Annotated in this window: 10 protein-coding genes, 1 tRNA gene and 2 pseudogenes; 4 read left to right on the top strand and 9 right to left on the bottom strand. The window is 70.6% G+C overall.

The annotated features are described in order from the left end of the window. Window positions 1-1,025, top strand: a 1,025-nt coding sequence (locus VIW71_RS12300; protein WP_331622156.1) for an ATP-dependent helicase C-terminal domain-containing protein, incomplete at its 5' end; no start/stop codon positions are given. 13 nt (window positions 1,026-1,038) lie between these two features. Here the strand turns inward: VIW71_RS12300 and VIW71_RS12295 are convergent. Then, window positions 1,039-2,370 carry a lytic transglycosylase domain-containing protein gene (locus VIW71_RS12295; RefSeq protein ID WP_331622155.1) on the bottom strand — a complete coding sequence of 444 codons (1,332 nt, stop codon included), beginning with the start codon at window positions 2,368-2,370 and terminating at the stop codon, window positions 1,039-1,041. 414 nt (window positions 2,371-2,784) lie between these two features. Beyond that, on the bottom strand, window positions 2,785-5,496 hold the full coding sequence (polA, locus tag VIW71_RS12290) for a DNA polymerase I (protein WP_331622154.1): 2,712 nt from the start codon (window positions 5,494-5,496) through the stop codon (window positions 2,785-2,787). Window positions 5,497-5,571: 75 nt separating this feature from the next. Between polA and VIW71_RS12285 the strand changes: the two genes are divergently transcribed. Together VIW71_RS12285 and VIW71_RS12280 are read left to right on the top strand one after the other, a co-directional pair. Continuing rightward, the gene (locus tag VIW71_RS12285) at window positions 5,572-7,857 is read left to right on the top strand and encodes an FdhF/YdeP family oxidoreductase (RefSeq protein ID WP_331622152.1); all 2,286 of its coding nucleotides are present in this window, start codon (window positions 5,572-5,574) and stop codon (window positions 7,855-7,857) included. A gap of 89 nt (window positions 7,858-7,946) precedes the next feature. Beyond that, complete coding sequence (locus tag VIW71_RS12280) at window positions 7,947-8,441, top strand: PaaI family thioesterase (RefSeq protein WP_331622151.1); 495 nt, start codon at window positions 7,947-7,949, stop codon at window positions 8,439-8,441. A gap of 11 nt (window positions 8,442-8,452) precedes the next feature. On the opposite strand, the pseudogene VIW71_RS26555 reads toward VIW71_RS12280, so the two are convergent. From VIW71_RS26555 to VIW71_RS12270, 3 genes and pseudogenes are all read right to left on the bottom strand, one after another. Continuing rightward, a pseudogene (locus tag VIW71_RS26555) lies at window positions 8,453-8,533 on the bottom strand (helix-turn-helix domain-containing protein); the annotation flags it as partial. Window positions 8,534-8,559: 26 nt separating this feature from the next. Next, window positions 8,560-8,676 (bottom strand): annotated as a pseudogene (locus VIW71_RS12275) (transcriptional regulator); the annotation flags it as partial. 107 nt (window positions 8,677-8,783) lie between these two features. After that, window positions 8,784-8,858, bottom strand: a tRNA-Leu gene (locus VIW71_RS12270). Between the two features lie 100 nt (window positions 8,859-8,958). Here VIW71_RS12270 and VIW71_RS12265 point away from each other — a divergent pair. After that, window positions 8,959-9,600 (top strand): ANTAR domain-containing response regulator, encoded by a 642-nt coding sequence (locus tag VIW71_RS12265; RefSeq protein WP_331622150.1) that lies wholly within the window; start codon window positions 8,959-8,961, stop codon window positions 9,598-9,600. Between the two features lie 99 nt (window positions 9,601-9,699). Here the strand turns inward: VIW71_RS12265 and VIW71_RS12260 are convergent, their stop codons facing one another. The 4 genes from VIW71_RS12260 to VIW71_RS12245 are packed head-to-tail and all read right to left on the bottom strand — an operon-like array spanning window position 9,700 to window position 14,121. After that, window positions 9,700-10,416 (bottom strand): ABC transporter ATP-binding protein, encoded by a 717-nt coding sequence (locus tag VIW71_RS12260; protein ID WP_331622148.1) that lies wholly within the window; start codon window positions 10,414-10,416, stop codon window positions 9,700-9,702. Continuing rightward, window positions 10,413-11,297 (bottom strand): ABC transporter ATP-binding protein, encoded by an 885-nt coding sequence (locus VIW71_RS12255; protein WP_331622147.1) that lies wholly within the window; start codon window positions 11,295-11,297, stop codon window positions 10,413-10,415. The genes VIW71_RS12260 and VIW71_RS12255 overlap by 4 nt, the downstream gene beginning before the upstream one ends. Window positions 11,298-11,305: 8 nt before the next feature. Beyond that, window positions 11,306-13,186 (bottom strand): branched-chain amino acid ABC transporter permease, encoded by a 1,881-nt coding sequence (locus VIW71_RS12250; RefSeq protein ID WP_331622157.1) that lies wholly within the window; start codon window positions 13,184-13,186, stop codon window positions 11,306-11,308. Between the two features lie 5 nt (window positions 13,187-13,191). Then, on the bottom strand, window positions 13,192-14,121 hold the full coding sequence (locus VIW71_RS12245; RefSeq protein WP_331622146.1) for a branched-chain amino acid ABC transporter permease: 930 nt from the start codon (window positions 14,119-14,121) through the stop codon (window positions 13,192-13,194). Window positions 14,122-14,231 lie beyond the last annotated feature (110 nt).

Genomic DNA, 14,231 nt, shown 5'->3' with positions numbered 1-14,231 from the left:
GGCGGGCCGCCGCCGGCCAAGGTCCGTCCGGCGACGGCACCGGCCTGTCCGACGACGCCGCCGCGGGACTGGTGGTCGCCCTGGCCTTCCCCGAGCGGATCGCGCGGCGGCGCGCGGGCGGCTCGTACCTGATGGTGTCCGGGATGGGAGCCGAACTCGGCGGGGTGAGCGGCGGGGGCGTCGGCGGCGCGGAGTGGATCGCGGTCGCCGTCGCCGACCGCGGTGCGGGCCGGGCCGATGCCCGGGTGCGGGTGGCGGCCGTGATCGACGAGGAGACCGCGCGGGTCGCGGCGGGCGGCGTGCTGGAGGCGTACGAGGAGGTGCGCTGGCGGCGGGGGGAGGTGGTCGCGCGCCGGGTGGAGCGGCTGGGAGCCGTGGAGTTGAGCGCGGTGCCGCTGACGGCACCCGGACCGGACGCGGTACGGGCCGCCGTACTGGAAGGGCTGCGGGCCGAGGGCACGGCGGTGCTGCGGTGGTCGCGGGACGCGACGGAGACCCGGGAGCGGATGGCGTTCCTGCACCGCGTCCTGGGCGAACCGTGGCCGGACGTCTCGGAGAGCGCGCTGCTGGACCGGGCCGGGGAATGGCTCGGGCCCGAACTGGGGCGCGCCCGGCGGCGCGCCGACCTGGCCGCGATCGACGCGGGGTCCGCGCTGACCCGGCTGCTGCCGTGGGCGACCGGTGAGGCGGTGCGGTTCGCCGAACTGGCCCCGGAGCGCATCGAGGTGCCCAGCGGGTCCCGGATCCGTGTCGACTACGCCGGTGAGCAGCCCGTACTGGCCGTGAAGCTCCAGGAGTTGTTCGGGCTGCGGGAGACCCCGCGGGTGGCGGGCGTACCCGTGCTCGTCCATCTGCTGTCGCCCGCCGGGCGGCCCGCGGCCGTGACCGCGGACCTGGCGTCGTTCTGGCAGCAGGGCTACCGGGCGGTGCGGGCCGAGTTGCGGGGCCGCTACCCCCGGCACCCCTGGCCCGAGGACCCCTCGACGGCCGCGCCGACGAGGCACACGACGGCGCGGCGCCGCTGAAACCGACAGGGTCTCAGGCGGTGGGCGTCACCGCGGGACCGGTGGCCGCGGCGCCGGTCTCCGACGGCGAGGGCGGTGCCGGTGACGGTGACGCCGACGGCGAGTCGGACGGGGTGGCCGACGGGCTCGGCGTGGCGCAGGGGTCGGGCGACGGCGTGGTGGCCGGATCGGGCGAGGGCGAGGGCGTCGCGGTGGCACTCTCAGTCGGGCTGGGCGACGGGCTGGGCGTGGGGCACTCGGTCGGCGAAGGGGACGGAGTCGGGGACGGCGACGGGGTCGTGGTCGGCGTGCCGCTCGGGCTCGGCGACGTCGTCGGCGTGCCGGTCGGCGTCGGCGAGGGGTGGGCGCCGGGGGCCGTCGTGGTCGGCGCCGGGATCGTCGGGGACGGAACCGGAGTGGTGCCGCCCGGGGACGGCGTACCGGTCGGACCGGTGCTGGGCGTGCCGGGCGCGGACGGGGACGGGCTCGGGGACCCGGGCGTGGTGGGCGCCGGGACGGTGCCGGGACCCGGAGTGCCGGCGCGGTCGGCCACGGCGACCGCGCCGCCCTTCCGGAAGTGCTCGTACCACGCCCTCACCAGGTTCAGGTACGCCCGGGAGTGGTTGTAGCCGAGGATCGCCCGGTCCATGTCGTGCGGCACGGCCAGGTCGCGGCCGTCGGCGCACAGGTAACGGGCGGCGGCGAGCGCCGCGTCGTAGACGTTGTTGGGGTTGCTCACCCCGTCGCCGTTGCCGTCCGCGCCCCAGCGCTGCCAGGTGGAGGGGATGAACTGCATCGGCCCGACGGCCCGGTCGTGCACCGCGTCGCCGTCGTAGGCCCCGCGGTCGGTGTCGCTGATGTTCGCGAAGCCGTTGCCGTCGAGCACCGGGCCGAGGATCGGGGTGTACGTCGTGCCGTTCGCGTCGACCGCGCCGCGGCGGGCCTGACCGGACTCCACCTGGCCGATGGCCGCGAGGAGTTCCCACGGCAGGTGGCAGCCGGGGTCGCTGCTCGCGACGGCCCGCTGGGCACGCAGGTACGCGTCCAGGACCGTGGTCGGCAGGTTCGCGCCGCCGCCGGGCACGGTCACCGTGGGGCCGTCGCCCGGTGTGCTGCCGGGTGTGGTCGGGGCGACCGGTCCGGTCGGGACGTTCAGCGGGGGCACCTCGGTGATGTACGGCGAACCGCCGTCGATCTCGGGGCCCGGTGGCGGGGTGACGGCGGCGGACCGCGGGTGGGAGTCCGCGTGGGCGGCGGGCAGGAACCCCGGTGCCTGCGAGGCGCTGAGCGCCGCCATCGCCGCGGCGGCCACCGCCGTCCCCGCCGCTCCCCTGCGTAGCCTCCGGCCGTACCGCCGCGCTGCCATATCGCGGTCCCCTCCCCGTGCGAGATGAGCGCGTCCCTGCGCCACAACTCCGCCGACCCTACGGCAACTTGCATCCCCTGACCACCGCCCGGGCGTGCCCGTACGGTGTACGACCGGGCGTCAGGACTTCGCTGTTCCGGCTGTTCCCCCGCAGGTCAACAGGTGCCTTCCGGACATCCCCCCCACCGGTCCCGGTGCGCTGGGCACCGCGCCGTGCCCCTGGCACGCCACGCCGTTGCCCGTCCGCGCACCACGTGGGCGCGCAGATTTGCACGGCAGGTCCAGGCCGATGCGCATCCGCAACCCGCGCACCTTGTGGGCGCGCAGACTTGGCCGTCCGTGCGCGGACGCCGGCCCTCCGGCGGACGTCCTGCCGCGGACCCCGGCCCTGCGGTGTACGGTCCCGCGGCGGACTCAGTGCGCCGCCGACTCCCAGTCCCCGCCCGAACCCACCGAGACGTCCAGCGGAGCCAGCAGCGGATACGCCCGGGCCATCTCCCGGCGCACCAGCTCCTCCGCCTTCTCCCGCTCCCCCGGGGCCACTTCGAGCACGATCTCGTCGTGCACCTGGAGCAGCATCCGTGACTCCAGCCGCTCCCGCGTCAGCGCCTCGTCCACCCGCAGCATCGCGATCTTGACGATGTCCGCGGCCGAACCCTGGATCGGGGCGTTCAGCGCCATCCGTTCGGCCATCTCCCGGCGCTGCCGGTTGTCGCTGGTGAGGTCCGGCAGATAGCGGCGGCGGCCCAGCAGCGTCTGCGTGTAGCCGGTGCTGCGGGCCTCCTCCACCACCCGGTGCAGATAGTCCCGCACCCCGCCGAACCGCTCGAAGTACGTCTCCATCAGCGCCCGCGCCTCGGCCGCCTCGATACCGAGCTGCTGGGACAGGCCGAACGCGGACAGCCCGTACGCCAACCCGTACGACATCGCCTTGATCTTGCGGCGCATCTCGGCGTCCACCTTGTCCCGGGGGACGGAGAACACCTGCGAACCGACCGTGGTGTGCAGGTCCTCACCGGAGGTGAACGCGGCGATCAGGCCGTCGTCCTGCGACAGATGGGCCATCACCCGCAGTTCGATCTGGCTGTAGTCCGCGGTCAGCAGCGACTCGTAGCCCGCACCGACGACGAAACCGCGCCGGATCGCCCGGCCCTCGTCCGTACGCACCGGCACGTTCTGCAGGTTGGGATCGGTGGAGGACAGCCGGCCGGTCGCGGCCACGATCTGACTGAACGTGGTGTGGATACGCCCGTCCGGAGCGACCGTCTTCACCAGACCCTCCACGGTGACGCGCAGCCTGGCCTGCTCCCGGTGGCGCAGCATGATCACCGGCAGTTCGTGCTCGGTCTGCGCGGCCAGCCACGCCAGCGCGTCGGCGTCCGTGGTGTAACCGGTCTTGGTCTTCTTCGTCCTGGGCAGACCCAGCTCGCCGAAGAGCACCTCCTGCAACTGCTTGGGCGAGCCCAGATTGAACTCGTGGCCCACCGAGGCGTGCGCCTCGGACACCGCGTGCTGCACCGCCGCGGCGAACTGCTGCTCCAGGCCCGCCAGATGCGGGCGGTCGGCGGCGATCCCGGCCCGCTCCATCCGTGCCAGCAGCGCCGAGACCGGCAACTCCACCTCGTGCAGCAGGTGCTCCGCGCCCACCTCCGGCAGCCGCTCCCCGAACACCCCGCCGAGATCGAGCACCGTGCGCGCCTGCACCATCAGCGCCTCGGCCGCCGCCGCGTCCCCGTCGTCCTCACCGAAGGCCAACTGCCCGCTGCCGGTGCCGGCCGGCGCCAGCTCACGGCCCAGGTACTCCACCGACAGCACATCCAGCGCGAAGGACCGGCGCCCCGGCTTGATGAGGTACGCCGCCAGGGCCGTGTCCATCGTGACACCGGACACCTGCCAGCCGTGCTCGGCGAAGACCCGCGCCACGTTCTTCGCGTTGTGCAGCACCTTGGGGCGGGCCGGATCGCCCAGCCACGCCGCGAACGCCTTCTCGTCCGCTTCGTCCAGCTCCGCCGGGTCGAACCAGACAGCGACATCCCCGCCGGCCAGCGCGACCTGCGTGACGCTGCCGCTGCCCAGCTCCCAGGTGTCCGCACTGGCCACCCCGAGCGGACCGTCGGCGTGCTTCCCGAGCCAGCCCGCCAGCTCACCGGTACCCAGCACGGTGCCGTTCACGGCGACACCCTCGGCGACCGCAGCCTCCTCCGCCTGCGCGCCCGGATCCGCGGCGAACAGCCGCTCACGGAAGTTGGGATTGCGGAACTCCAGTACGTCCAGCACGCCGGCCAGCGCCGCCCGGTCGTACGGCCCCCGCTCGAGATCCGCGGGGCCGGCCGTCAGCGCCACGTCCCGCACCATCTCGGTGAGCCGCCGGTTCAGCTTCACCGCCTCCAGGTGAGCCCGCAGGTTCTCCCCGGCCTTCCCCTTCACCTCGGCCACCCGCCCGCAGAGCTCCGCGAACGAACCGAACTGCATGATCCACTTGGCGGCGGTCTTCTCACCGACCCCGGGAATACCCGGCAGATTGTCCGACGGGTCCCCCCGCAACGCCGCGAAGTCCGGGTACTGCCGCGGGGTCAGCCCGTACTTCTCCTGGACCTTCTCCGGCGTGAACCGCGTCAGCTCCGAGACACCCTTCGTCGGATACAGCACGGTCACACCCTCGCTGACCAACTGGAACGCGTCCCGGTCGCCGGTGACGATCAGTACCTCGTACCCCTCCGCCTCCGCCTGGGTGGCGAGCGTGGCGATCACGTCGTCCGCCTCGAAGCCGTCCACCGCGAAACGGCTCACCCTCATCGCGTCCAGCAACTCCCCGATCAGCTCGACCTGGCTGCGGAACTCGTCCGGCGTCTTCGAACGCGTCGCCTTGTACTCCGGGTACTCGTCGAACCGCCACGTCTTGCGGGAGACATCGAACGCGACCGCCAGATGCGTCGGCCGCTCGTCACGCAACGTGTTCGCCAGCATGGACGTGAAACCGTAGATCGCGTTCGTCGGCTGACCCGTGGCAGTGTTGAAGTTCTCCACGGGCAGCGCGTAGAACGCCCGGTACGCCAGCGAATGCCCGTCCAGCAGCAACAGACGGGGGCGGTCGGTCGTCGTCTTCGAGGATGCGTTCTCTGCCACGTCCCCGATCCTCCCACGGCCCACTGACACATTCTTTTGCCGCCCTCCGCCACGGACGCGTGGCAGGATCGGGACATGGCGAAGAAGCCCCCGGCCGGCGACCCCGTACAGGACGCCCCGCACGTCACCGCCCCCCGGCACACCGCGGCCGGACTGCCCGCGATCGGGCACACCCTGAAGGTGGCGGCAGCGCAGATGGGCGTGCGCCGCGCCACCCTCACACTCCTCAAGGTCAACCAGAAACAGGGCTTCGACTGCCCCGGCTGCGCCTGGCCGGAAGGCGACCACCGCCACACCTTCGAATTCTGTGAGAACGGCGCGAAGGCCGTCGCCGAGGAAGCCACCCTCCGCCGGGTCACCCCCGACTTCTTCGCCACCCACCCCGTCAGCGACCTCGCCCGCCGCAGCGGCTACTGGCTCGGCCAGCAGGGTCGCATCACCCAGCCGATGTACCTCCCCGAGGGCGCCGACACCTACCGGGCGATCCCCTGGGACCACGCCCTCACCCTGATCGCCGACGAGCTCAACGCCCTCGGGTCCCCCGACGAGGCCATCTTCTACACCTCCGGCCGCACCAGCAACGAAGCCGCCTTCCTCCTCCAGCTCTTCGCCCGCGCCTACGGCACCAACAACCTGCCCGACTGCTCCAACATGTGCCACGAGTCGTCCGGAGCCGCCCTCACCGAAACCCTCGGCGTCGGCAAGGGCAGTGTCCTCCTGGACGACCTGCACCAGGCCGAGCTGATCATCGTCGCCGGTCAGAACCCCGGCACCAACCACCCGCGGATGCTCAGCGCACTGGAGAAGGCCAAACACCGCGGCGCGCGGATCGTCACCGTCAACCCGCTGCCCGAAGCGGGGACGGAACGGTTCAAGAACCCCCAGACCACCACCGGACTGGCCGGCCCCGGCACCGTACTCACCGACCTCCACCTCCCCGTCCGGCTCGGCGGCGACCAGGCCCTCTTCCGCGCGCTCGGCCGGCTCCTCATCGAAGCCGACGCCCTCGACCGCGACTTCATCACCGCCCACACGGCCGGCTTCGACGCCTACAAGGCCGCCGCCGTCGCCACCGACTGGGCCGAAGTACTGCGGGCCACCGGGCTCACCCGCCCCGAGATCGACCGGCTGCACGCACTCGTCCTCGACGCGAAAAGCGTCGTGGTCTGCTGGGCGATGGGCCTCACCCAGCACAAACACGCCGTGCCCACGATCCGCGAAGTCGTCAACTTCCTCCTGCTGCGCGGCAACGTCGGCCGGCCCGGCGCCGGGGTCTGCCCGGTGCGCGGCCACTCCAACGTCCAGGGCGACCGCACCATGGGCATCACGGAAAAACCACCCGCCGCCTTCCTGGACGCACTCCGCGACGAGTTCGGCTTCGAGCCGCCCCGGGCACCCGGACTCGACGTCGTCCACGCCATCCGCGCCCTGCGCGACGGAACCGCCAAGGTCTTCTTCGCCATGGGCGGCAACTTCGTCGCCGCCTCCCCCGACACCACCGTCACCGAAGCCGCGATGCGCCGGGCCCGGCTGACCGTCCACGTGTCCACCAAGCTCAACCGGTCCCACACCGTCACCGGCGCCCGCGCCCTCATCCTCCCCACCCTCGGCCGCACCGAGAAGGACCAGCAGGCCACCGGCGAACAGTTCGTCACCGTCGAGGACTCCATGGGCATGGTGCACGCCTCCCGCGGCACCCTCACCCCCGCATCACCCCACCTGCTCTCCGAACCGGCCATCGTCGCCCGGCTCGCCCGCGCCGTCCTCGGCGCCCGCAGCTCCATCCCCTGGGCCGACTTCGAGCACGACTACGACCTGATCCGCGACCGCGTCTCCCGAGTCGTCCCCGGCTTCCAGGACTTCACCACCCGCGTGCGCCGCCCCGGCGGCTTCACCCTCCCGCACGCCCCCCGCGACACCCGCACCTTCCCCACCGCCACCGGCAAGGCCAACTTCACCACCGCCCCGGTGCAATACCCCACCGTGCCCGAAGGCCGCCTGCTCCTGCAGACCCTCCGCTCGCACGACCAGTACAACACCACCATCTACGGCCTCGACGACCGCTACCGCGGCATCAAGGGCGGACGCCGCGTCGTCCTCCTGCACCCCGACGACGCCACAGCCCACGGGCTCACCGACGGCGACTACACCGACCTGGTCAGCGAATGGACCGACGGCACGGAACGCCGCGCCGACGGCTTCCGCGTCGTCCACTACCCCACCCCCCGCGGCTGCGCCGCCGCCTACTACCCCGAGACGAACGTGCTGATCCCCCTCGACCACACCGCCGACACCAGCAACACGCCCGCGTCGAAATCCGTCGTGATCCGCCTGGAACACCCGGCCCCCACGGGCAGTTGACCCCACCGTCGAGACACAGCAGACCACCACCGCCGACACACCCGGCGCGCCACCCGTCCCCGTACCCACCACCGACCGGAGCCGACCCCATGGGCGAGCAGACCACCACCACCCACTTCCCGCCGGAGATCCTGGCCCAGTACGCCGGGCTCGGCATCGACCTGCCCGCCCTGTTCTCCGCCGGCCACCTCGGCGACCGGATGGGCATCCAGGTCCTCCAAGCCGCCCCGGACAAAGTGGTCGGCACCATGCCCGTCGAAGGCAACACCCAGCCCTACGGACTTCTCCACGGCGGAGCCTCCGCCGTCCTCGCCGAAACCCTCGGCTCCATCGGCGCGATGCTGCACGGCGGCCCCAGCAAGATCGCGGTCGGCGTCGACCTCAACGCCACCCACCACCGCGGCCTGCGCTCCGGCACGGTCACCGGCACCGCCACCCCGGTCCACCGCGGCCGTTCCTCCGCCACCTACGAGATCGTGATCACCGACGAATCCGACAGGCGCGTCTGCACCGCCCGCCTCACCTGCATGCTCCGCCCCGCCACCCCCTCCGCCCCGACCAACGGCTCCACCGGCATGGCGTGAGACTCCGCCCAGTGTTTCGGGCCCACATGCCGGTCCATCAACGCGACGGCCTCGCGGCGGGCGACGGAGATGTTGTACGGCCGGTCGCCGCGCCGATGCCGGTCGGTTCGATGCCCAGCGCGCGCCACTCGCGGAGGGCAGCCCCGGATATGCCGGTCGACCGGCTCACTGAGTTGAGACTGCGACCTTCGCTGACGAGGGCCATTGCTCGGCGTCGGGTGTCCAGGTCGTACATGCGACCCAGCATCACCGGTTGCGGAACGCGGGTGGGTGAATCGGCGAGAGTTCACCCTGTTCAGCGTCCGTTAAAAAAGACCGCTTACCTTAGAATCGAAGGTGAAGTGCCCCGGGTCGGACTCGAACCGACACTGTATGGGTTTTGAATCCATTGCCTTCTGCCAATTGGGCTACCGGGGCCCCGCAAATCAGAGGATAGCCTACTCCCTGGGTGCCCCAAGCCTAGCGGAGCTAGGTAGGCTCGGGGGTGCAGTACCCCCCGCCTGATACGAGGAGCATCGTGAGCGCCCCGGAAGAGTCGTCCGCCGTCCCGCAGAGTGATGAACAGAAGTCGCATGTGCCGCCGGCGACGACGCGAGTCGTCATCGCTGAGGATGAGGCGCTGATTCGGCTGGATCTGAAGGAGATGCTGGAGGAGGAGGGGTATGCCGTCGTCGGGGAGGCCGCGGACGGGGAGTCCGCGGTGAAGCTGGCGGAGGAGCAGCGGCCGGATCTGGTGATCCTGGATGTGAAGATGCCGGTGCTGGACGGCATCTCCGCTGCCGAGCGGATCGCCAAGGAGAAGCTGGCGCCGGTGCTGATGCTGACCGCGTTCTCGCAGCGGGAGCTGGTGGAGCGGGCCAGGGACGCCGGGGCGATGGCGTATCTGGTGAAGCCGTTCTCGAAGAGTGATCTGGTGCCGGCGATCGAGATGGCGGTGAGCCGGTTCCAGGAGTTGCGGGCGCTGGAGGCGGAGGTCGCGGATCTGGCGGTGCGGCTGGAGACGCGGAAGCTGGTGGACCGGGCGAAGAGCGTGCTGCAGACGAAGTACGGGCTGACGGAGCCGGCCGCGTTCCGGTGGATCCAGAAGACGTCGATGGACAGACGGATGTCGATGCAGGCGGTGGCGCAGGCGGTGATCGACGAGGTGGCGGAGAAGTAGGCCGCTGAGCGTGTGTGTGTACGGGTACGGGCCCGCGCCGATGGAGTCGGTGCGGGCCCGTTGCCGTGGGAGCGCGGGGGTGTGGACGTGTCGGGCCGCTCAGTCCTCGCCGAGGTATGTCTTGCGTACGCCTTCGTCGTGGAGGAGGTCCTGCCCGGTTCCGGAGAGCTTGATCGTGCCGATCTCCATGACGTGGGCCTGGTCGGCGAGGGAGAGCGCGGCTTGGGCGTTCTGCTCGACCAGCAAAATGGTGGTGCCCTGGGATTTCAGTTCGACGATGGTGGCCATGATCTTCTGCATCATGATCGGGGAGAGGCCCATGGAGGGCTCGTCGAGCATGAGGAGCTTGGGCTGGGACATCAGGGCGCGGCCCATGGCGAGCATCTGCTGTTCGCCGCCGGAGAGGGTGCCGGCGGCCTGTTTGCGGCGTTCGCCGAGGATCGGGAAGAGGTCGTAGGCGCGCTGGATGTCCTTGTTGATGCCTGGGCTGTCCTTGCGGAGGTAGGCGCCGAGCTGGAGGTTCTGCTCGATGGTGAGCCGGGGGAAGATGTGCCGGCCTTCCGGGGAGTGCGCGAGCCCCAGGGAGACGATCTTGTGGGCGGGCACTCGGGTGAGGACTTTGCCGTCGAAGACGACTTTTCCGCCGATGGGTTTGAGCAGGCCGCTGAGGGTGCGCAGGGTGGTGGTCTTGCCGGCGCCGTTGGTGCCGATGAGGGTGACGACCTGGCCGGCTTCGACGGAGAAGGAGATGCCTTTGACGGCCTCGATCTTGCCGTAGGCGACCCGGAGGTCTTCGACTTCGAGCAGTGCGGTCATCGGTCGTTCTCCTGCTGCTCGCTGGTGTTCGCGTCTCCGGTCGCGGCTTGCGGGGCGGGCGTGCCGTTCTCCGTCCGGCCCTCGTCGTCGGGTGAGCCTTCGAAGGGTTCGCCGAGGTAGGCGGCGATGACGCGTTCGTCGCTCTGGACGACGTCCGAGGTGCCTTCGACCAGCTTCTCGCCTTGGACGAGGACGGCCACGCGGTCGCAGAGGTTGAAGATGAACCGCATGTCGTGCTCGATGACGAGGACGGCGATGCCCTGGTCGCGGATGGCGAAGACGAGGTCTTCGGTGGCCCGGGTCTCTTGCGGGTTCATGCCGGCGGTGGGTTCGTCGAGCAGGAGCAGTCCGGGTTCGCTGGCCAGGGCTCGGGCGATTTCCAGCTTGCGTTGCTCGCCGTAGGGCAGGTTGCGGGCGAGGTGCTCGGCTTTGGCTGCCAGGCCGGTGAACTCCAGTAGTTCCATGGCGCGTTCGCGTGAGCGGGCTTCGGCCTTGTGGTAGCGGGGTCCGCGGATCAGGGCGGAGATCAGTCCTTCGCGGGTGCGGGTGTGGCGTCCGACGAGGACGTTCTCGAGCACTGTCATGTTGGCGAAGAGCCGGATGTTCTGGAAGGTGCGGGCGATGCCGGCCTGGGTGACCAGGTGCGGTTTGGGGGGCAGTACGGTGCCGCGGTAGCTGACGGTGCCTTCGGTGGGGACGTACAGGCCGGTGAGACAGTTGAAGAAGGTGGTCTTGCCGGCGCCGTTGGGTCCGATGAGGCCGACGATTTCGCCGCTGTTGACGGTGAGGCTGACGTCACGGACGGCGGTGAGGCCGCCGAAGCGCATGATGACGCCGCTGGCCTGGAGCACCGGGGTGGGTTGCGTGGTGGTCGTGGTCATGGTGTCTCTCACGCCCCTGCCTTGCTGACGGGGACGGTGTCGTCGCCGAGTGGGCGTTGCGCGGGGATGACGGGGTCGTCGTCGTGGAATTCCAGTTGGCGGCGCCGGTTGGGGATGAGGCCTTCGGGCCGGAAGCGCATGATGAGGATCAGTGCGATGCCGAAGGTGAACAGCTCGTACCGGGAGAGGAAGGTGAGTTTCTCCGGGATGAGGTAGAGCAGTGCCGCGCCGAGCATCGGACCGCTGACTGTGCCCATGCCGCCGAGGACGACGGCGGCGAGCAGGAAGGCGGAGTTGGGCGGTGTGGAGCCGGCGAACTGGTAGGGGTTGGGGACGACGCTGTAGGTGACGTGGGCGCTGACGGTACCGGCCAGGCCGGCCAGGGCGGCGCCGAGCGCGAAGGCGATGAGTTTGACGCGGAAGCCGTTGATGCCCATGGCGGTGGCCGCGGTTTCGTCTTCGCGGATGGCGACCCAGGAGCGGCCGATGCGGGAGTCCGCGGCACGGGTGAAGACCAGTACCACGATGACCGTGATCAGCAGCATCAGCAGGTAGTAGTTGGCGAACCTGCCGAGGGTGAAGGAGCCGATGTCGTGGTTCTCGCCGAGGTTGTATCCGAAGACGGACAGGTCGGGGATCTGGGAGATGCCGTTGGGTCCGTTGGTGACGCGCGGTCCGGAGTCGCCGTCGAGGCTGTTGACGACGATACGGAAGATCTCACCGAAGCCGAGGGTGACGATGGCGAGGTAGTCGCCGCGCAGTCGGAGGGTGGGCGCGCCGATGAGGACGCCGAAGACGAGTGAGGCGGCCATGCCGGTCAGAGCGGCTGCCCAGAACGGGAACTGGACGTTCCAGATGGAGTAGGGGGAGCCGGAGACGAGGGCCGCGGCGTAGGCGCCGACGCCGAGGAACGCGACATAGCCGAGGTCGAGCAGGCCGGTGAGGCCGACGACGATGTTGAGGCCGAGGGCGACCGTGCCGAAGATCAGGATGCTGACGCCGAGGTTGGCGAAGTGCTCGTCGTTCTGGACGAACGGGTAGGCCAAGGCGGCGAGGAAGACCATGGTGGTCGCGAAGCCGCGGTTCTCGTTGTTGAGCCGGGAGAACTGCCGGGTCAGGCCGGCGGCGTTCAGTGCCCAGATACCGAAGGCGACGATGAGTAGGAAGCCGACGAAGATCTCCGTGTAGTCGGTGGAGATGCCGTAGGTGAGGACTTCCAGGCCGATGGCGGCGACGACGGTGATGATCAGCCGCTGGACCCAGGCCGGGAGCTTGCGCGGGTCGGGGACGGGCAGGTCGGCGTGGTGGGGCCGCAGTTCGCGCAGGAAGCGGTAGGCGCCGACGACGGCTCGGGTCTCCGCGAACCGGCCGAGTTCGTAGTACTGGGCGTCAGGGTCCTCTGCGGGGTACCGGTGGATGGGCAGTGCGAGGGCGCCGATGACGAGCACCAGGGTGCCGCCCGCCGCGATGAAACCGCCGGGGTCCAGGTTGGCGAGGCCGCCGAGTTTCTGGGCGATGGCGATGACCGTGTACCAGGTGGTCGCGAGGGTGCCGAGGGCGAAGATGAGGACGGCGTTGTTGGAGCGGCTGGGGACCAGCCAGGTGAGGTACTTGACGCCGAACGCGCCGAGCGCGAGGAGACCGGTGAGGATGCCGCCGATCAGGGTGAGGACCTGCAGTCCGCCGGGGTAGCCGGTGACGGTGAGGTTGCCGGGGAACTCGGTGGTGTAGGTCCACGACAGGAACGTCGAGGCGACGGTGGCGACCGCGCCGGCCAGGGTGATGGCGCGGGCGGCGGTGGCCGGCAGCGGGACGAAGGGCGCGACGCGGCGGTCGGCGCCGGTGGGGGCGGTGTCGGTGACGACGGCGGTGGTGGGGATGTCGGTCATGGCTGTCACGCCCTGTCCGCGACGCGCTCGCCGAGCAGGCCCTGGGGCCGGACGAGCAGGACGACGATGAGGAGGACGAACGCCCACACGTTGGCCCAGCTTCCGCCGCCGAGCTGTTCCATGCCGGGGATGTCGGCGATGTAGGCCGAGGCGCAGGATTCGGCGATGCCGAGGACGAGACCGCCGAGCATGGCGCCGTAGATGTTGCCGATGCCGCCGAGGACGGCGGCGGTGAACGCCTTCAGCCCGGCCTGGAAGCCGATGTCGTACTTGATCTGGCCGTATTTCAGGCCGGAGGCGAGGCCTGCGACTGCGGCGAAGAAGCCGCCGATGGCGAAGGCGATCACGATGATGCGGTTGGTGTCGATGCCCATGAGCTGTGCGGTGTCGGGGTCCTGGGCGGTGGCCTGCATGGCGCGGCCGGTGCGGCTGGTGCGGACGAAGGCGGCGAGGGCGGCCATGCAGATGACGGCGAGGATGACCAGGAAGATGTCGCCGCTCTGGATGCTGACGGAGCCGATGTGGTACGGGCCGCCGGGCAGTTGCGGGAAGTTCTTGGCGTTGTCGGCGCCGGGGTACCAGACGAAGATCGCCTGCTGCAGAGCGAGGGAGAGGCCGATGGCGGTGATGAGCGGCGCCAGTCGTGGTGCGCCGCGCAGTGGCCGATAGGCGAAACGTTCGGCGCCCACGGCGATCAGGACGGACACCATGGCGCCGCCGATCAGCATGAGGGGCAGCGCGAGCCAGATGGACGTGCCGTCGGGGAGATTGATCCAGACCGTGAGCGCTCCGAAGGCGCCGGTCATGTAGATCTCGCCGTGAGCGAAGTTGATGAGCTGGACGATGCCGTACACCATCGTGTAGCCGATGGCGATGAGCCCGTACATCGAGCCGAGGAACAGCCCGTTGGCCAGCTGTTGCGGCAGAGTGTGCACCGCATGGCCTCCATGTCGCTGGGAGCAGGGTGTGCTGGGGACGTTGAGCGTGGTTCGCGGGGCGGGTTGGGGGACGGTGAGGGGGTAAACGGCGGGCCGCGCGGTCGGGG

The organism is Streptomyces sp. (assembly GCF_036524955.1).
Taxonomy (GTDB): domain Bacteria; phylum Actinomycetota; class Actinomycetes; order Streptomycetales; family Streptomycetaceae; genus Actinacidiphila.
The sequence above is the reverse complement of the archived record's forward strand: the minus strand, read 5'-3'. Positions and strand labels throughout refer to the sequence as shown.